This window comes from Shewanella piezotolerans WP3 (assembly GCF_000014885.1).
Taxonomy (GTDB): Bacteria; Pseudomonadota; Gammaproteobacteria; order Enterobacterales; family Shewanellaceae; genus Shewanella; species Shewanella piezotolerans.
In genome coordinates this window covers 3,036,241-3,054,379 of sequence record NC_011566.1, presented here as the reverse complement: position 1 = coordinate 3,054,379, position 18,139 = coordinate 3,036,241, and the positions used below count along the sequence as shown (strand labels likewise).

The window sequence follows — 18,139 nt, the reverse complement described above, 5'->3', positions numbered from 1 at the left end:
ACGCCAAAAATTCGTCAATCGCTTGATGCACTTTTTCGAGTATACTAGTACATAACTTATGTTAACGAGGGCAGAAAAGTGGCCGAAGAAACCATATTCAGTAAAATTATTCGACGTGAGATCCCCGCAGATATTCTATTTCAAGATGAGCTGGTAACCGCATTTAGAGATATTAGTGCTCAAGCTCCTACCCATATTCTGATCATTCCTAACCATCTCATCCCTACAGCAAATGATATAAAAGCATCTGATGAAAAGGCGCTTGGAAGAATGATGTCGGTTGCGGCTAAGCTAGCGCAAGAAGAGGGAATTGCTGAAGATGGTTATCGATTGATTATGAACTGCAATGAACACGCTGGACAAGAGGTGTTTCATATTCATATGCATTTAGTTGGAGGACGCTCATTAGGGCCTATGTTGAGTAAAAATCGATGAAAGAAACTGCCGATGTTTTCCCGCTAACGGAGATGGCAAGTCGATTTGTAGCGCAGCTCACTCAATGCCAAAAATTAAAGCTGAAAGTGCTGGAGGGGAGTAGCAAACATGTCCTTATTGAACTTCCTTATGACACTCAACTTATCGGTTACCCAGATACTGGTGTCATTCATGGTGGTGTTATCACAACCTTAATGGATACCGCTAGTGGTTGCGCTGTTGTTTGCTCTATTTTTGATAAGTTTGGCTCTTTAGAGATATCTCCAACGCTGGATCTTAGAGTCGATTACATGAAACCTGCTGAGCCTTTTAAACCTGTATACGGCTTTGCCCAGTGCTATAAATTGTCATCTAGCGTTGCTTTTACTCGAGCGATAGCTTACCAAGACTCAATTGACGATCCCATCGCTCATGCAGTGGGTTCATTTATGCGTATTAGCCCTGAAATGGTGGGTGAAGAGTTTAGGCAGGCTTTAATGGGGGAACCACGTAATGACTAACCCAAATGCAGATGAGTGTGAACAAACAAAGCTCGATGTAAAAAGTATTATTCGTAAAGCCACTGAGCTCAATGATTTTGGACATCTGCTTGAGCATGTCCCCTACGCGAAATTCATTGGCATGGAAGTCGATCGCTTTGGTGACGAGTTAATATTTAAACTACCCGCAAAGGATGACAATATTGGTAATCCAGTATTGCCTGCACTTCATGGAGGCGTTATAGCTGGCTTCATGGAGATGTCCGCAATCGTTCAATTAATGGTGTTTATGCAAACCAGTAAAGTACCTAAAGTTGTGGACTTTTCAATTGATTATTTAAGGGCTGGTTACCATAAAGATAGCTTTGCAGAGTGTAAGATCACTCGGCAAGGCCGACGGGTGGCGAATGTGAGTATTAATTGCTGGCAGACTAACCGCAAGCATTTAATCGCAACCGCAAGAGCACATTTCTTAATCGATTAAACTAGCTTATTCTTGTATTAACAATCAAAGAGTATATTTCAGGGGGCTAACATGAAAAAACTGATCCTAGGCTTGTTCACGGTCTTATTTGTTACAGCGTGTGCACCACATACTGCGGGCCTGATGGCAGGCTCTAAAGGTGAAGTGCGAATAGATAACAGTACCTTTGGTAAAGAGGTCGAAGTACAAAGAGTTATAGCTCGTCCAGAGGGTGGTTTTCTTCAGGGGAGTGGTACTATTATCAGCAAAGTTTCTACAGATTTACGCTTACAGTACAAATTTACTTGGTTCGATACTAGCGGTATGACAATTGATGATGAAGGTGTCAGTTGGAAGTCGATAAAGCTTCATGGCAAGCAACAACTGCAAGTATCTGCCGTTGCACCAAATGCTAAAGCTACCCGATTTGAATTGTACGTAAGAAAAGCATTTTCAAATTAGGTTTTAAGAGCTCAAGCTCACATATGTTAATAAAACGTCAGTAGGTTTGGCGTTTTTTTATGCGAAACGTTCAGGTAACGCAAGAAGGGTGTCATGGTTTTGTAAAATTCATGTATAATCGGCGGTGCCAAGGGGTGTTAAGTCTATAGGGCGAAAGTTGTAATTTTATAGGCTTAACTGAGATGTTGAAAAACAAACCCTTTGAACCTGATCCGGCTAATACCGGCGTAGGAATGGGCCACAATTCATTTTCCGATCGCTTCTTTATGTTGCCGGATCTCAAAATTAAAATTTGAGGTCCTATGTTATATCCAAAAGTTTATTCTCCTGTTGCGCTAGCTGTTATGTCTGCGCTAATTTCACAGCCTGCACAGTCTGAAACCACCATAGATACAGCTACAGACGATATGGAAGTGATGGTTGTTACTTCTGATTTTCGTGGTACTAGCTTAGATAAAATGCCATCGAGCGTAACCGTCATTGATCAGCAACAGATTGAGGATGAAGGTGCACAGCACTTCGAAGACGTCTTAAATTCTATTGCTAACTTTAACTGGTCTGGTGGTAGTTCACGTCCAAAGTATTTCCAAATTCGCGGCGTAGGTGAACAAGAAGAGTATCAAGGTGCACCTAACTCATCAGTAGGTTTCATTGTTGATGATATTGACTTATCAGGTTTGGGCATGGTTTCGAGCATGTATGATTTGCAGCAAGTTGAAGTGCTGCGAGGCCCACAAGGTACGCAGTATGGTGCTAACGCGTTAGCCGGTCTTATTTACCTTAAGAGTAACGATCCTACTGATGTAATTGAAAATGGTGCCGAGTTTTCACTTGGTGATGATAACTTGCAAACTTTTAGCGGGTTTAGCTCTGGTCCACTGACAGACTCTGGAAACCTACTCTATCGAGTGTCGCTACAACAACACCAGCAAGATGGCTATAGAGATAACCTCTATCTTGGCGAGAGTGATACCAATAAACGTGATGAGTTTACTGGGCGGGCTAAATTGCGCTGGTATGCCACGAACAGTCTGCAGGTCGATTTAACGCTAATGTATGCTGATTATGATAATGGCTATGATGCATGGACCTTAGATAATAACGGCTTTGATACTCAAACAGATCAACCTGGAAAGGATACACAGCAAACAACAGGAACAGGCTTTAAGATCACCTATTCAGGTGCTGAAATGTTTGAGTTAACCTCGCTGACTTCCTACGCAAAAACAGATCATGAACACGCATATGATGGTGATTGGTCAAATCCAGATTACTGGGGCAGCAAACTGTGTACTGATGACTATGACTCCAACGGAGATGGTAGTACAACTGATCTGATACCGTGTGAATATAATTATATTTGGGACAAAAAAGGCGATAGAACTACCGTCACTCAAGAATTCCGGTTTAGTTCCACTGATGCGGGCAGAATTTTTAATGATTCAACAGACTGGCTCGTGGGTCTATATGGGATGGATTTGAGTGAAGACAATGACCTTTATTCGGAATATAACGGTTACCCTGATGAAGTTTTACAGTCAGAATATAGCGCAATAAATTACGCCATATTTGCTCAAACTGACTCAGATTTAGGCAATAATTATGCGCTATCTATCGGTCTAAGGCTTGAACGACGTGAAAGTGAGTATAGTGACAGCAATAAAGATGAATTCGATCCGAGTGAAAACATGTGGGGCGGTCATATAGCTATTAGCAAAGCATTGAGTGATACTCAAGAAACATATTTTAGAGTCGCTAAAGGCTATAAAGCTGGCGGTTTTAACATGTCTCTGCCGGCAGAATTATCTGATAAAAAAGAGTACGATACTGAAACGTTGTATAACTATGAAATTGGATTAAAGTCTTCGTGGTTAGAGGGGAATGCAACCACAAACCTTGCGTTATTCTATATGGATAGGAAGAACCAGCAGGTTTCTGCTTCACAACAAGACCCAAATAACCCACAACGATTTATTCTTTACACTGAGAATGCTGGTACATCATCTAATTACGGTGCTGAATTGGATGCAAATTGGTACGCAACTGATAATTTACATCTATACACTAGTTTGGGTTGGTTGGAAACCGAGTATGGCGATTATCAGTATGAAGATAAGTATGGTGGCATTGTAGACTTATCTGGCCGTGAATTAGCCCATTCGCCAAACTTTACTTTCAGCGCCGGTGCAACTTATCGAACTGACTCTGGTTGGTTTGCTAACGTTAATGCAAGCGGTAAAAGTGACTTCTACTACTCTGACAGTAATGAATCTAAGTCTGACGCCTATCAAATTTTTAATGCCAAAATAGGATATGAAGCTGATATGTGGTCGGCGTACCTTTGGGGGCGTAATCTATTTGATGAAAAATATGGCGTGCGAGGTTTCTATTTTGGCAATGAACCAGATTTAGGCTGGGCAGATAAGCAATATATACGCTATGGTGATCCGCGTCAGTTAGGACTTACAGTAAACGTTAAGTTTATGTAACTACAGGGTATTAAGTATAAACCTTGTTACACGTTATCAATATTAAGGTCATCAATATGAAGTTAACAGCAGAGATTAGTTGCTATCCATTACAGGACAACTATTTAGATCCTATAAAGTGGTTTATTGGTCGAGTCGATAGCTACAACAATATCCATCGAGTGACTAACGCGATGGCGACTCAAGTGTGCGGTGAATATGCTGAGGTGATGGCAATGTTGGCTACAGAGATGGAAGCGGCACATGAGAAATGGGGTAAAGCCGTATTTGTGTGTAAGTTCATTGGTGGCGAGCTAGATTTGAGCCATAGTGAATAAACAAGCGTATTAAAAACAATGAGCCACAGGGTATTCATTATGCTTTGTGGCTTTTTACTTTTTACTTTAAAAGATTTTTAATAGAGAGATATGGTTTCATGGTAGATTTTTGGCAACTGACTAATGAAGGGTTTGCTGCTGTATTTAGTGATGCTCAAGCACTTACTGGCTGGGAAGCTATCGCGGTACTACTGGCATTGGCTTACCTCATATTCGCAATGAGAGGCAGCGTTTGGTGTTGGCCTGCAGCATTAACCAGTACGGCAATTTATACTGTGCTATTTTGGAAAGTCTCCTTGCTGATGGAGTCGGTATTAAACGTTTATTACATGGCGATGGCGGTTTATGGCTACTGGATGTGGACTAAAGGGGGGAAGGCTCATGAAGGGGTTAGTATTGTTTCTTGGAGCTTGTCTACTCACATCAAACTGATTGCTGTAACGAGCTTTATTTCTGTTGTTATCGGTTACTTTATGGCAACTCAAACTCAAGCCTCTTTCCCTTATTTAGATGCAGCAACCACATGTTTTGCCGTAATGAGTACATTCTTAGTGGCAAAAAAGGTACTTGAGAACTGGATTTACTGGTTTGTGATTGATGCAGTGTCTATCTATCTGTATGTCAGCAAAGGCTTGATGCTAACTGCTGCACTCTTTGTTTTTTATGTGGTTATGGTGGTGTTTGGTTACTTAATGTGGCGGAAAAAAATGCACACTCAGCAAAGCCGTATACCTTTGTCACCAGGAATTGCTTAAGTGAGTGAATCGCTTAAGCAAGAGTTGGCGCACTATCTTATCGCTGCTGGGCTAAGTCAGGTAAGCGTGATAGCGTCGCTAACTCAAGGGCTGAGCAATCGTAACTACTATGTTCGAGGGATACACGCGAGCAAAAAAAGTGAGTCTGAATGGGTATTAAGGCTTAATAGTTGGGCTAGTACGCAGATCTGTGACCGACGCAGTGAGATTGCAGCCTGGCGCGATGCCAGTGAAGCAGGTTTTGCGCCTGATATTGTTTATGTAAGTCCAGAGAAAGACTTCTATTTGAGTCAGTTTCTTGTACAAAACAATAATCGGAGCTGGAGTGATCTGAACAGTGCTAATGGCTCGCACCCTATATCGAATGTCGCGGAAAGTTGGCCTAAAGCTGAACAACTATTACTGCAATTACTGAATGGTTTAAAAAGGTTACCAATACCTAAGAATGTTATTACAGTAGAACAACAATGGCAGATCTATTATTCACGCTTAAGCCAAATGCAACAGCAATTGCTCTCTCAGCGCAGTAGCTCCTCTTCCTTATCAGTGGCTTGGTTACACCAATTTGATCTGTTGCTCGCACAAGAGGACGTCATTTCAGAAATGCTTTCTTTGCATGAACGCTGCCTAATTAAAAACCAATTTAGTCACCGGGATTTAAATCCATTTAATATTCTGGTTGTGCAAGACAGGCTCAATTGTATCGACTTTGAATATGCTTGTAGCTCTCATCCGTTATGCGATCTAGCTTCTGTTATTTCGAGCCACTCACTGTCATCAAAGCAGCGACAATGGCTAATTGAAAGCTATTTAGATAATCAACCAAATCTTAACCATCATGCTCAAGATTCGATACCAGCAGCGGTTGATCTCTATTGGGTATTTGCCGTTTGTTGGGCACTGCAAATGGCCTCCGATAGCATGATGCTAGATGGAAAGCCCAATGCAGACACAGTCAAAATTAAGCAGGCTAAGAGTTATTTAGCTTGTGCTAGTCAATATCAGACATTAATCGGTAGCTGTTCTTAAGCGTTTTTGAGCGGCATCATTTATATTTAATGGTTGCTTAGGCATGATTAACAAAGCCTAAAACGGTTATACATTTTGTTACTAGACCATAAACCAAACCATGCTCTATGCTAGGTGAAAGCATCCTAATGGAGTAATCGGTGAAAAAACTATGTTTATGGCTGTTTATTCTTATTATGTTTGCTGGCTGTTCCACTAAGGTTGGTTACTATTTTCTCGACTGGGCTATCGAGTGGAAACTAGAAGAGTATGTCACGTTAAATGTTGAGCAACAGCAGCAGTTTGAAGTCGCACTAGATGAATTTTTAGTTTGGCATCGCACTCAAGAACTCCCCCGTTATCAAGCTCAACTGTCTCAGTTATTAGCAGAATTTAATAATCAAAGCTTTACCCTACAATCTTGGAATGACCACGTTGTTTCTGCAAAATCACACTGGTCTAGAGTGTTTGATTTTGTTGAACCATCGATAGTGCCAATTATCAGTTCATTTTCTGATGAACAAGTAGAGCAAATTATCGCTCAGTTAAGAGCTGAAGAAAAAGAACTTAATGAAAAGTACTTAGGTAAGGACCAAGCGGCACTTGTAAAGATGGCTGATGAGCGCATTGAGAAACGAATTCAGAAGTGGATGGGCAAGCTCACTCCAACTCAAATAGCGGCTATACACGATTACAATACTGCCCGCAGCGGCACATTAGACATGTGGCTAGAGTATCGCCACGATTGGATCCGTCTATTTTCTCAAGCTTTAAAAAATCGCCGTAACCAAGTCGCGCTTTCTCATAGCCTAAGCTTATTAATGACTCAACCTGAAACGGTAAAATCCAAAGCTTACAAAGCTGTGCTTGAGAATAACTCCAAAAACTTTGGAGAGCTCTTAATCAATATAGAAAAACTCGCAAGCAGCAAACAAAAACAGCGGTTTAATGAAAAATTGAATACACTCATTACAGAGCTTACTGAAATTAGCCAAGAAGATTAGTGCTCATATTATCGTTATGGTTTAGCTTAATTGATGACTGATGAAAGATTGTTATTGTTGTTAGGGTCTATTGATTCAATAGAATATAAGAGGGAATGACATGCAACTTGCACAACTGTATCAAAAGTTTTTGAACACTATACGCTACGCAGAAGGGATTGCACCACTTGCACTGAGGTTATATTTGGCGCCAGTACTCATGCAGGCTGGTTACAATAAACTATCACACTTTAGCGATACGGCTGCATGGTTTGGTAATCCTGACTGGGGTCTCGGTTTGCCATTTCCAGAGTTAATGGTCGTCTTGGCAGCGGGTACCGAATTTGTCGGTGGCGGGCTATTAATATTAGGGTTAGCGACACGTCTGATTGCTATTCCGTTGTCGTTTACCATGTTAGTTGCCGCTTTTGCTGTGCATTGGGACAATGGTTGGTTAGCTATTGCTGATGCCAGTTCTTGGCTCGCCAATGAAAGCGTATTGGCGTCAGCTGAGAAGCTCGACAAAGCAAAGGAAATTTTACAACAGAATGGCAATTATGAATGGTTGACCAGTTCAGGCAATTTTGTTGTATTAAACAACGGAATCGAGTTTGCGATTACGTACCTGTTTATGTTGATGGCGCTGATCTTTATGGGGGGAGGCCGCTATACAAGTCTTGATTATTATATCGCAAAGAGAAACCAGATTGTTTAATAGCTGAAACTGAACCTTTTATTAATTCCCACCAAATAGGTGGGATTTTTTTTATGGGCTTGCTACTCTCAACGTAGTTAGGTATTTTTCACAGTTTTAAGGACAATCTGTTGGACGCATTAACGCTTTTATTGACGAGACAATCTACCCCACGCCTTATTGCTCCAGCTCCTACGGATGAGCAACTTAAGAATATTTTGGATGCAGGGGCACGCGTTCCTGATCATGCAGGTTTAACACCTTGGGAATTTATTATTGCGACTGGTGACGGGCTTGAGAGACTTGGAGCTATTTTTGCAAAAGCCTCTCAGCTAAATGGTGCTGAGGAAGAGCTTATCGCTAAGACCAAGAATATGCCATTAAGAGCGCCTATGGTCATCACAGTGATTGCTAAAGTAAAACAACACCCCAAGGTTCCTGAATTTGAACAACATCTTGCTGCTGGTTGTGCAGCAATGGCAATGCAGCAGGCTGCATTTGCCCAAGGACTTGGTGCTATTTGGCGTACTGGTGCGTTAGCCTTCGATAGAAATGTGCATCAATCCTTAAGCCTTGATGCAACAGATCAGATTGTTGGATTTTTATATCTAGGTACCGCGGCACTAAAAGCAAACATAAAGCCAACAAAAGCCGGATCAAATTTTGCGCGGTATATTTAGCAAATCATTAGGCAAAGAAATAGTGACTAATGCGCTTAAGGCTAAATAAACCGAAAATGTAGGCCTGTAGATTGTATTTATCTTGCTTGATTAATCATGCTAAGTTAGTGAAAAAAAAGACAAAGGAGGTTGAGGTGAACGCACAAGAAGTGAGAAACAACGCGCTAGTGGGTGAACATGTTGTTTTAGAGCCTTTAACGTTAGCACATTCCCCCGCATTGAGTATTGCGGTGTGTGATGGTGACTTGTGGCAACTTTGGTATACCAAGGTCCCGAGTCCCGAAGATATGAATGACTATATCAAGCAAGCGCTATCTGATGAACAAAAAGGAGAATCGCTTGCCTTTGCTGTTAGAGATCGCCATTCCGGAGAGATTGTAGGCTGTACGAGGATCTGCCACTGGCAACAAAGTCATCGCCGTTTAGAAATAGGCCATACATGGTATGCAAAAAGTGTTCAACGTACAGCGGTCAATACCGAGTGCAAACTGTTGTTATTATGCTATGCGTTTGAAACTTTGGATGTAATAGCGGTTGAATTTCGTACACATATACATAACGAAGTGTCACGTCAGGCTATTTGCCGCTTAGGTGCTAACCAAGATGGCATTTTGCGAAATCATCAGATATTAGCTAATGGCACCATAAGAGATACTGTGGTCTATTCAATTATTGATTCAGAATGGAGTGACGTGAAAAAAGGGTTACAGGCCAAGCTTCAGGTGGGTGTTCAGTCATAGTTGATTGATAATGTAGAAATTTGTCTCATTCTCACCAATAATGAATTGGCATGTTTTTTACTGTTCCTCTTGATATTAAATGAAAGCTAAAGTAGAAATAGTTAAATCGAACGATTATAAAAAAGGATTATTTTAATGTCAGGAACAATTTCGCCAAAAATGCTGGCACTGTCCATTGGGCTCCTCGCTTTTAACGCCGCCGCAGGAGATGCTGAAGATGCGCTTACTAAAGAGTTAACAGAGTGCGCAGCATATTATCAGATAGCTGCAAATGCGATAGCAGCAATGAATGCGCCACAGATGCAAGCTGTGGGTGATAGATTAAAAGTTTCTGGCGAACAAGCGGTTGCAATAGCTAATAAGTATCAAACTGAAGAATATGTTAATGAAGCCGTTCTTGCCGCGACGAAGCAGCATAAAGCATCAATGCCTAACTCAAAAAGCTTAGGGCCATTGATGGGGAAATATAAAGAAAAATGCAAAGTGGTGATTAGCCAGCCTGAGCAGCGGCTCGATTATTGGACAATGGCAACGATGTAATAAAAAAGAGAGCTGAAGCTCTCTTTTTTTGTAAGATTAGCGCGATACTCTCTGTCTTATACACTAAGACTTGTGCCAAATAGTAAACTATCTTTACTAGCAGAGCCTTTTACATACTAAATAGGATTGGGACGTGGGATGAATTTCTACTTTTTGTTTGCAGGGGGACTCGCGGCATTGACCAGTGTCGGGCATCTAACATACGGCAAACGCCAGTTTTTAGCACCGATGCTACATGCTGATTTTGATCCCGTTGCTAAAACCAGCATGTATTGTGTGTTTCACTATATTTCAATCTTCCTGCTTTTATCGACTTTGATACTTTTAGCTTGTGCTTTTGAGGCCGTGTCGCAGATGCATAGCTTTGGCATGTTGGTTTTTATCGCACTTAACTTTGGTTTATTTGCTATTTGGCAGATATATATTGGCTTTATGAGCGATCTAGAAAGACCATTTAAACATTTGTTTCAATGGATATTCTTTCTGAGTATATCAATATCGACCATACTCGGTGCGATTTTAACTTAGTGAAAGATTTACCGAGAGCAAAACATAAGCGAACCAAATACCCATATGTTAGAAAACATGAATTATTTGCATTGTTTTAATCCACCAAACTCTTGTTTTTCAGATTCAAGAACAGTAGGTTATTAGCATAATAAAAATTGTTTCAAATGGAATGAAACGACAAAATCAGGATGAACCATGCCAGTAGTGATTAAAACAAGTTTACCTTTGTTACCAAAGTTTCAGCAGCTCTCACCTTCAATGCTCAAGTATTATCCTACCGTTTGATAGTTTGAAAATATCACGTTAACTTACATATTTTTGTCAAAGTCTTGGCTATTTTATTGTGCCTTTAGTTGTATTATAGGTCGTTAGTCAGGCAGGTTTTTTGCTATAAAAGAGCGCTATTATGATAGAAGTTCATGAATTAAAAAAAGAATATCCCATGGGTGATACATGTGTAAAAGCACTCAATGGAGTAAGTTTTAGTATCGCTAAAAATGAATTCGTTGCGATTATGGGGCCTTCAGGCTCAGGTAAGTCTACCTTAATGAACATTATCGGTTGTCTCGATAAGCCAACATCAGGTGGTTATAGCCTAAATAATCAGGAAGTTGAAGATCTTGATGATGACGCCCTGTCAGCTGTCAGAAATAAAGAGATTGGATTTGTATTTCAAAGTTTTCATCTATTGCCACGCTTATCAGCCTTACAAAATGTATTACTGCCGTTGAGGTTCTCCGCAAACCCAGAGCAAGACTCAAGTTATGCCCTTGAATTGTTGTCGCGAGTGGGTCTTGGCACTCGACATGACCACAGGCCAAATCAACTCTCTGGCGGGCAGAGACAACGAGTCGCTATAGCGCGCTCTTTGGTTAACAATCCGGCAATCTTGCTCGCAGACGAACCCACTGGTGCACTAGATAGTAAAACGTCAGTCGAGATTATGGCGTTGTTTACTGAATTACATAAGGCTGGACAAACGATTATCTTGGTCACCCATGAAGAGGAAGTGGCGGCTTATGCTCAACGGATTATCCGCATGAGAGATGGTGATATTGTTGAAATTGAGGAGAGGGCAACCAATGCAGCTTAAAGCTATGATAGGTTCAACAGCACTCTATTTATTGTTGACCTTTACTTCCAATATTGTCATTGCCAATGAATTGCCATCAACAACTGAAGTAATATCAAGTGATGCGCGGCTTAACTTAGCTTCCACGCTATCGCCTTTACTATTAACGGGCAAGGTTTCGTCGGTAGTATCGCAAGCTATTATGGTGCCAAAAGCTGGGGATGCTTGGCGTTATCAGATCCAGTGGATGTTACCCGAAGGCAATATTGCTAAAACAGGCGAAGTGGTTGTCATTTTTGATAAGAGCGCCATCGCTAATAAAATAGAGCAGTTAGAGGCGAGCTTATTAAGAGTGACCGCTCAAGAACAAAGTCAGTCGATAGAGCTTGATGCACAGATTTTACAAGCCGAATTTGATTTAAAGCAAGCGAGATTAGAACTTGAGAAAGCAGATTTGGATGCTGGGATCCCTGCCAAATATATCGCGGCTAAAGACTATGCCGACAATCAGTTTAATAAACTTAAGGCGAATTCTGAACTGTCAAAGAAAGTCCAGTCTTTAAAAGAGATAACAGATAAAAGAGTGGCATCAATCGCTCAGCTACATATTGATAAAACGCGCGCGTTAAAAGAGTTAGAGCAATCACTTAAAGGATTAGACCAGTTAGAGATCACCTCTACTATCAATGGTCCTATTCTGTATGGACGAGATCCTTGGTCTGATAAAAAATTTGCAGTCGGAGATTCGGTGCAAATAGGCCGACAGGTGGCTACTATTCCAGCGATGAAAGAACTTGAGGTGATTGCTTGGGTCAATGAAGTTGATGTTGATAGGTTGAAAATTGGTGATGCAGTCAGTCTGAGACTGGACTCGCAGCCAAGCACCTCTCTTAGTGGCGCTATTCAGGGCATTAGCCGCCAAGCAACAAAGCAAACAGCTTGGGGCAGCAGCAATTGGTTTAGAGTTGAAATAACCTTTACTAGCGATGACAGAGTAAAGATCATTCCTGGAATGAGTGTGTTAGTCGAACCTATTGGGAGTACAACATGAAGCGTACTTTAGTTGCGGTATCCTTGATAAGCGCTTTGTTAGTTGGCTGCTCTGACTCAGCTGTCACCCAAATTGAATCCGGTGTATTGAGTCAGCAGATAGAGGTGACGGGCGAGTTGGTATCGTCCAATACTGTTAGTCTAAAACCGCCAGCGATTAGGCGGGTGTGGCAATATCAAATAAAAATGTTAGCACCAGAAGGCAGTGATGTAAGCGAAGGCGATCGCGTTGCTCAGCTTGATACTTCGGAACTTGCGCAGCGACTATCAGTTAAAAGTGCGAATTTAGAAACGACACTCCAAGATCTTGAAACTTCAAAGTTGCGTAATGCAAAAAAGTTACAGGAGTTAAAGCTTGAGCTTGCCGAAGCAATAATGAATCAAGAGAAAAGCCAACTTAAAGTCGATATCTCTGATGAAACAGTTTCTGTAATCGACAAGAAGAAATACCAACGCGATGCCATTATTGCTACAGATAGAGTGGGCTTAATTCATAAGAAGATCGAACTAGAGAGCCTGAGTGCAGAACAAAGGGTGAAAATGCTTGAAGGAGATAAACAGAAGTTTGAACTGGAAGTCGCAGCACTTCAAAAAGGCATTCAGTCTCTCACAATAATCGCACCGCGCAGCGGCATGGTGGTTTACGGCAATGACCAACAAGGGAATAAAGTCGCCGAGGGGCAGAATGTGTTTAATGGCGATACCCTATTGAGCATTCCAGATCTTAAGCATATGCAAGTCAATATGACAATTCCTGAAGTTGAAGCCGGTAGAGTTAAAGTTGGTCAAAAACTGAAAATTCGTTTAGATGCCAACCCAGAAAGAAGCTTCAACGGAGAAATAAAAGAGCTTGGCGCCGTATTTAGAGTCAAAAACCAAGATGTTCCTTTAGTGATATTTGATGCTGTAGCTAGTATTCAAGAGACGGATACTGAGCTGATGAGGCCTGGTATGACGGCAAAAATTAGTATTGATATCGCCAATAATACCGAGCAACTACTGGTATCGCTCGATGCAGTGCATTATGAGCGAGGAAATGCATACGTCTACACGCCTGGGTTATTTAGTAACAGTAAACAGTTTGTGTCCTTGGGGGCTATGGGCAAAGAGCAGGTAGTAATAGCATCAGGTTTAAATGAAGGCGATGAGGTATTGCTACCATGATTAATTCACTAATAAACAAACGCACAGTGATAGGTGCCGTGGTTAGCAGCTTCCTATTAGTAATAATGATGGGCTGCAATCAACAAAAGAGTGATGGTGTGCTGACGCTTGAAATCGTAGCTGCTGATTTTAAAGTCGATATACCAGCATCTGGAGAACTAGAGGCTGCTAATTCGACGACAGTGACTGTACCGTCAGGCCTTAGGGGACCGCAATCTTTAGCGTGGATCATGGATAATTTTAGCAATGTAAAAGCTGGTGATGTAGTTGCTACTATGGACTCAACAAGAGAAAGCTACCGGTTGGAAATGGAAAAGCTCGATTTTGACCGCTTAAGCTTAGACAGTCAGATCCAAACAGAAAAAGATAAAACCATAGATAAGACCCTAACAACGGACACTAAGCTGACGGGGGAGGAGCGTGAGCTCGCAGACCGCTTCTTTAGTGAGGATGAACGAGTTTATACTAAAATAGACATTATTGATCAAATGCGTAATCAAGATTACTTAGAAGCCAAAATGACCTTCTATAATTGGGGGCTCGGTCAACATGGCTCTCAGGCGGATGCAGAGCAAGAGCTAATTAAGCTTAAGCAAAAGGGTCATCAAGCTAAAATGTCGCGATACTCCAATAATCTCAATCAAATGCAAATCATCGCACCTCACGATGGAGTCTTTGTTGCGCAGGAAGGTTGGAATGGCGTGCCGCCAGTAGCTGGCGATATGATGTGGTCAGGAATGACCATCGGTACGTTACCTGATACATCGAAAATGCAAGCGAAGTTATACGTGTTGGAATCTGAAGCATTGGGATTAGCAATAGGTAAGCCGGTGACTCTGTATCTTGATGCTTATCCAAATATGCCGATCATTGGTGAAGTCTCTCAGCTAGATGCATTGTCTAAAGCGAAAGAGAAAGACAGTCCTGTTAATTATTTTGAATTGACAGTCAGCATAGATAAAACAATTGTAGAAGTTATGCAACCGGGAAGGCAAGTTAAGGCCAGTGTGCATGCGCTTGATCTTCAAAATGTTATTACTGTACCTAATCAGGCATTATTCCAAAAATCCGGTAAGTACTGGGTCTATCTAAAGACATCTGCAGGATTTATTAAGCAAAAGGTACAGCCTGGTAATCGCAGTTTAAATCGTACGGTTATTAACGATGGGCTCAAAAAAGGTGACACGATCGCCTTAACAACACCGCCGAAAAGGAATCGAGTATGACGGGTAATAGACCAACGGCACCATCAGTAAGCCTCTCGATATATTTAGATGGTATAAAGCAAGCATTCGATGAGATGCGCCATCATAAATTGCGCACACTGCTTACTCTTCTTGGAATGATTTTTGGTGTTGGTGCGGTGATTGCTATGCTCAGCGTCGGTGAAGGCGCTGAGCGCGAAGCGCTGAAAATGATTGAATCAATGGGAGTGAATAACCTTGTTGTTAATGCAAGAGCGACTGAAGGGGAAGCGCTAAAGTCAGTGCGTGAGCATAGTGTTGGATTAAGTCTTAGGGATATTGATAGCGCGACCGATACATTACCTTTTGTTGAAAATTGGAGCGCAGAAAAGAACGTTAAAGTATTTAGTTTGTTTAGTCTAAAAGGGCGCAGCGACGCTAAGGTCTTAGGCGTAACGCCAAGCTACTTCGATTTAAGTGCTTTAGATCTAGGCGAAGGGCGCAGGCTAAACCAATTAGACGAATCACATTTTCAACAGGTGACAGTACTTGGTCCTGAAGCAGCTCAAAGTCTATTTCCACAAGGCAATGCAATTGGTAGCTTAGTTAAAGTGAATCACCAATGGTTTACGGTTGTTGGAGTGCTATCTGAAAAAGAGGGCACCAAGTCAACGATTCAAGGCGTTAAGTTAGGCGGCGAGCGTAATCAGGTTTTTATCCCACTGAGCACAGCGTTAAAAAAGATGCAATTTAAGCATTTAGAGGATGAATTGGATTCCTTTAAATTAGCGCTAGTTGATGGAGTCGATCCGACGTTAGCATCTAAAAGCTTGCAGCACCTTTTAAATCGTCGTCATGGCGGTGAGAAAGATTTTGATGTTGTTGTACCTGCCGATTTACTGGCTCAACATCAGAAGACTCAACAGATATTTAATATCGTTATGGCCTGTGTTGCTGGGATCTCCTTGCTTGTGGGGGGCATTGGCATTATGAATATTATGTTGGCAACCATCCTAGAAAGAACAGGTGAGATCGGTCTCTTAAGAGCGTTAGGCGCTAAACGAAAGGATATTGCGCGACAATTTTTAATTGAGAGTATCGCAATCTCTGCAACCGGGGGCATTATTGGTATTGGCGTTGGGCTATTGTTGGCGCTAGTTATCTCTTCTGCAGCAGGTTGGCCTGTAGCTTGGTCACCATTTGCTATTATCCTCGCGTTGGGCGTTTGTATGACCATCGGTGTCGGTTTTGGATTATATCCTGCTAAAAAAGCAGCCAAACTTGACCCTATTGTTGCTTTGCAAAGGGATTAAGCTGCGCTGTTTCAAACTGCTTAAAGCTAAGGGGGGTGAAATGGTATGACTCCCCTTTGTTTACTTTTATTGATTCTGATCTAATGATTATTCTTGGTAGGGCAATAGCTGAAAGTGAATAGAACTCACTTTACTGTTTTTGCTTGCTGCAACAGCAGTCAGTGGTTTTAACGCTAATTGCATTTCCTGCTGACCAAAGAAAAAGTAACAATGACTCAATAACAATATAACTTTGACTCAAGTAAAGGGATTTTATAATGAGCAACTATCGTCAATATATTTTGGCTTTTTTGTCGTTTCTGTTATTTAGTTTTAATGGACATGCCAACATTCTTGCAGAAGGTATTTGGCAAGGCGCGATAGTTGAACATGGAGAGGAACAACGGCTCGTTGTTACCATTAAGCGAAATAAACAGCTGCTTTTAACTGCGCACCTTGATGTACCTGACAGTGGTTGGATGAGGATCCCAGCTTCAATTACATTTGATACTGATCAGATCTTTATCGATATGCCTACAATAGATGCGTCGCTGAGCGGTCAACTGCTTGATGATGGTCAAGCCATTGAAGGCCAGTTTGTGTGGCAGGGAGAGCCGATTCCTATTAGGTTAAATGCTATAGCTGAGGCGCCGCGAGCTTCAGCATCGAACTATAACTCAAAATTGTCTAATCTAGAATTAGCGAAAGACTTTGATAGCATAGCAACAAGTAACTCTTCCGACTTTGCTGCGTTAATAGCCAGAGCTAAGCACTTCCCCCAATTGAATTCGATACTGGTCTATAGTGGCGGTCAGCTGCTGACCGAACAATATTTTAATCAGTTAGATAAAAATACAACGGCCAATATAAAGTCGGTTAACAAAAGCTTATTATCCATTCTTGTTGGCATCGCAATAGAAAAGAAATTTATCGTGGATCTTGATGAAAGGATTGCTCAATACTTGCCAAGCCATAAAGAGTTTCGTGAGAACAAATTAAAAGAGCAGATCACTGTACGTGATCTGCTCAATATGAGAGCAGGACTAGAATTCAATGAGCAGCCCGATTTTCAATTTGGTCAGCACCCTATTTGGGACTCTACTGATTGGGTGCGTGCGATATCTGAACTCAAAATGAGTGGTAAACCAGGAGAACTCTATAGCAAGGGTACAGTGCAAACCCACTTGCTATCTGCAGTGCTAACTAAAGCAACGGGCATGGATACATTAACTTTTGCCAATTTGTATCTCTTTCATCCGTTAAACATTACTGGCGTTGTTTGGTATAAATCACAAAAAGGGATCTATATGGGCGGCTCCGACATGTTTTTAACGCCGCGGGAAATGCTGCAGATAGGACGTCTTTATTTAAATAAGGGGATGTATCGACAGCAGCGGATTGTCAGTGAACAATGGATAGCACGCTCATTAGAGGGGGATTTTCCAACGGAGAGGATAGCAGGTGGCGATCACTACGGATATTTGTGGCAGGGGTTTAAAATTGCAGGCTTTGATGCTTATAAAGCCGCGGGTTTTGGCGGACAATATATCGTAAATGTACCACAACTAAGTACTTCAATTGTAACCACCGCAAACCCAAACTATTTATCAGGTGGGCAACGTAATTCAGAAGAAGTGATGCAGCTTGTTACCTCTTTAGTGAGTCAAATTGCAGCCAAACAGAACGTCAAACAGTTGTAGACTCGATTGCTAAAGTTGTCCTGGTTTGTATTCTAGAAAAACGCAAACCTTTAATTGGTATAGGTGCTGTAATGCTAAGGCTTTATTGTCATAAAGTTGTTAAGTGTTACTGATAGCTAAAC

20 protein-coding genes and 1 riboswitch are annotated in these 18,139 nt (G+C 41.5%); all 20 genes read left to right on the top strand.

The window, feature by feature from the left end; genetic code table 11:
- Nucleotides 1-78: 78 nt before the first annotated feature.
- A complete protein-coding gene (gene hinT / locus SWP_RS13090) occupies nt 79-435 on the top strand; it encodes a purine nucleoside phosphoramidase (RefSeq protein WP_020912991.1) in 357 nt (118 codons plus the stop codon).
- On the top strand, nt 432-935 hold the full coding sequence (locus tag SWP_RS13085; protein WP_020912990.1) for a PaaI family thioesterase: 504 nt from the start codon (nt 432-434) through the stop codon (nt 933-935). Before hinT ends, SWP_RS13085 begins: the two co-directional genes overlap by 4 nt.
- A complete protein-coding gene (locus SWP_RS13080; RefSeq protein WP_020912989.1) occupies nt 928-1,398 on the top strand; it encodes a PaaI family thioesterase in 471 nt (156 codons plus the stop codon). The genes SWP_RS13085 and SWP_RS13080 overlap by 8 nt, the downstream gene beginning before the upstream one ends.
- A gap of 51 nt (nt 1,399-1,449) precedes the next feature.
- The gene (locus SWP_RS13075) at nt 1,450-1,839 is read left to right on the top strand and encodes a YcfL family putative periplasmic lipoprotein (RefSeq protein WP_020912988.1); all 390 of its coding nucleotides are present in this window, start codon (nt 1,450-1,452) and stop codon (nt 1,837-1,839) included.
- Nucleotides 1,840-1,959: 120 nt separating this feature from the next.
- Nucleotides 1,960-2,090: riboswitch (TPP riboswitch) on the top strand.
- A 51-nt stretch (nt 2,091-2,141) separates the two neighbouring features.
- Nucleotides 2,142-4,328, top strand: a complete 2,187-nt coding sequence (locus SWP_RS13070) for a TonB-dependent receptor (protein ID WP_020912987.1) — start codon at nt 2,142-2,144, stop codon at nt 4,326-4,328.
- A gap of 56 nt (nt 4,329-4,384) precedes the next feature.
- Nucleotides 4,385-4,645 carry a hypothetical protein gene (locus SWP_RS13065; protein ID WP_044555912.1) on the top strand — a complete coding sequence of 87 codons (261 nt, stop codon included), beginning with the start codon at nt 4,385-4,387 and terminating at the stop codon, nt 4,643-4,645.
- 98 nt (nt 4,646-4,743) lie between these two features.
- Entirely contained in the window at nt 4,744-5,400 is a 657-nt protein-coding gene (gene pnuC / locus SWP_RS13060; protein WP_044555911.1) for a nicotinamide riboside transporter PnuC, read from the top strand.
- Nucleotides 5,401-6,429, top strand: a complete 1,029-nt coding sequence (locus SWP_RS13055; protein WP_020912984.1) for a phosphotransferase — start codon at nt 5,401-5,403, stop codon at nt 6,427-6,429.
- A 140-nt stretch (nt 6,430-6,569) separates the two neighbouring features.
- Nucleotides 6,570-7,412, top strand: a complete 843-nt coding sequence (locus SWP_RS13050) for a DUF6279 family lipoprotein (RefSeq protein ID WP_044555910.1) — start codon at nt 6,570-6,572, stop codon at nt 7,410-7,412.
- 100 nt (nt 7,413-7,512) lie between these two features.
- Nucleotides 7,513-8,106, top strand: coding sequence for an HvfX family Cu-binding RiPP maturation protein (locus SWP_RS13045; RefSeq protein ID WP_020912982.1), 594 nt, complete (start codon nt 7,513-7,515; stop codon nt 8,104-8,106).
- A 110-nt stretch (nt 8,107-8,216) separates the two neighbouring features.
- A complete protein-coding gene (locus tag SWP_RS13040) occupies nt 8,217-8,765 on the top strand; it encodes an NAD(P)H nitroreductase (RefSeq protein ID WP_020912981.1) in 549 nt (182 codons plus the stop codon).
- Between the two features lie 134 nt (nt 8,766-8,899).
- The gene (locus tag SWP_RS13035; protein WP_020912980.1) at nt 8,900-9,505 is read left to right on the top strand and encodes a GNAT family N-acetyltransferase; all 606 of its coding nucleotides are present in this window, start codon (nt 8,900-8,902) and stop codon (nt 9,503-9,505) included.
- 135 nt (nt 9,506-9,640) lie between these two features.
- Nucleotides 9,641-10,045 (top strand): hypothetical protein, encoded by a 405-nt coding sequence (locus SWP_RS13030; protein ID WP_020912979.1) that lies wholly within the window; start codon nt 9,641-9,643, stop codon nt 10,043-10,045.
- A 138-nt stretch (nt 10,046-10,183) separates the two neighbouring features.
- Entirely contained in the window at nt 10,184-10,573 is a 390-nt protein-coding gene (locus tag SWP_RS13025) for a hypothetical protein (protein ID WP_020912978.1), read from the top strand.
- A 388-nt stretch (nt 10,574-10,961) separates the two neighbouring features.
- The gene (locus SWP_RS13020) at nt 10,962-11,648 is read left to right on the top strand and encodes an ABC transporter ATP-binding protein (RefSeq protein WP_020912977.1); all 687 of its coding nucleotides are present in this window, start codon (nt 10,962-10,964) and stop codon (nt 11,646-11,648) included.
- Nucleotides 11,638-12,678, top strand: coding sequence for an HlyD family secretion protein (locus SWP_RS13015; protein ID WP_020912975.1), 1,041 nt, complete (start codon nt 11,638-11,640; stop codon nt 12,676-12,678). The genes SWP_RS13020 and SWP_RS13015 overlap by 11 nt, the downstream gene beginning before the upstream one ends.
- Nucleotides 12,675-13,841, top strand: coding sequence for an efflux RND transporter periplasmic adaptor subunit (locus SWP_RS13010; protein WP_020912974.1), 1,167 nt, complete (start codon nt 12,675-12,677; stop codon nt 13,839-13,841). The genes SWP_RS13015 and SWP_RS13010 overlap by 4 nt, the downstream gene beginning before the upstream one ends.
- Nucleotides 13,842-13,906: 65 nt before the next feature.
- Nucleotides 13,907-15,067 carry an efflux RND transporter periplasmic adaptor subunit gene (locus SWP_RS13005; protein ID WP_420804970.1) on the top strand — a complete coding sequence of 387 codons (1,161 nt, stop codon included), beginning with the start codon at nt 13,907-13,909 and terminating at the stop codon, nt 15,065-15,067.
- Nucleotides 15,064-16,338: an ABC transporter permease gene (locus SWP_RS13000; protein WP_020912972.1), complete on the top strand. Its 1,275-nt coding sequence runs from the start codon at nt 15,064-15,066 to the stop codon at nt 16,336-16,338. Before SWP_RS13005 ends, SWP_RS13000 begins: the two co-directional genes overlap by 4 nt.
- Before the next feature lie 257 nt (nt 16,339-16,595).
- The gene (locus tag SWP_RS12995; protein ID WP_020912970.1) at nt 16,596-18,017 is read left to right on the top strand and encodes a serine hydrolase domain-containing protein; all 1,422 of its coding nucleotides are present in this window, start codon (nt 16,596-16,598) and stop codon (nt 18,015-18,017) included.
- Nucleotides 18,018-18,139 lie beyond the last annotated feature (122 nt).

Excerpts from the sequence above, each read along its gene's own strand:
- pnuC (WP_044555911.1), top strand. The coding sequence starts at position 4,744 with ATGGTAGATTTTTGGCAACTGACTAATGAAGGGTTTGCTGCTGTATTT.
- SWP_RS13015 (WP_020912975.1), top strand. The coding sequence starts at position 11,638 with ATGCAGCTTAAAGCTATGATAGGTTCAACAGCACTCTATTTATTGTTG.
- SWP_RS13000 (WP_020912972.1), top strand. The coding sequence starts at position 15,064 with ATGACGGGTAATAGACCAACGGCACCATCAGTAAGCCTCTCGATATAT.
- SWP_RS13065 (WP_044555912.1), top strand. The coding sequence starts at position 4,385 with ATGAAGTTAACAGCAGAGATTAGTTGCTATCCATTACAGGACAACTAT.
- SWP_RS13025 (WP_020912978.1), top strand. The coding sequence starts at position 10,184 with ATGAATTTCTACTTTTTGTTTGCAGGGGGACTCGCGGCATTGACCAGT.
- SWP_RS13070 (WP_020912987.1), top strand. The coding sequence starts at position 2,142 with ATGTTATATCCAAAAGTTTATTCTCCTGTTGCGCTAGCTGTTATGTCT.
- SWP_RS13005 (WP_420804970.1), top strand. The coding sequence starts at position 13,907 with ATGATGGGCTGCAATCAACAAAAGAGTGATGGTGTGCTGACGCTTGAA.
- SWP_RS13030 (WP_020912979.1), top strand. The coding sequence starts at position 9,641 with ATGTCAGGAACAATTTCGCCAAAAATGCTGGCACTGTCCATTGGGCTC.
- SWP_RS13085 (WP_020912990.1), top strand. The coding sequence starts at position 432 with ATGAAAGAAACTGCCGATGTTTTCCCGCTAACGGAGATGGCAAGTCGA.
- SWP_RS13075 (WP_020912988.1), top strand. The coding sequence starts at position 1,450 with ATGAAAAAACTGATCCTAGGCTTGTTCACGGTCTTATTTGTTACAGCG.
- SWP_RS13010 (WP_020912974.1), top strand. The coding sequence starts at position 12,675 with ATGAAGCGTACTTTAGTTGCGGTATCCTTGATAAGCGCTTTGTTAGTT.
- SWP_RS13020 (WP_020912977.1), top strand. The coding sequence starts at position 10,962 with ATGATAGAAGTTCATGAATTAAAAAAAGAATATCCCATGGGTGATACA.
- SWP_RS13080 (WP_020912989.1), top strand. The coding sequence starts at position 928 with ATGACTAACCCAAATGCAGATGAGTGTGAACAAACAAAGCTCGATGTA.
- SWP_RS13045 (WP_020912982.1), top strand. The coding sequence starts at position 7,513 with ATGCAACTTGCACAACTGTATCAAAAGTTTTTGAACACTATACGCTAC.
- SWP_RS12995 (WP_020912970.1), top strand. The coding sequence starts at position 16,596 with ATGAGCAACTATCGTCAATATATTTTGGCTTTTTTGTCGTTTCTGTTA.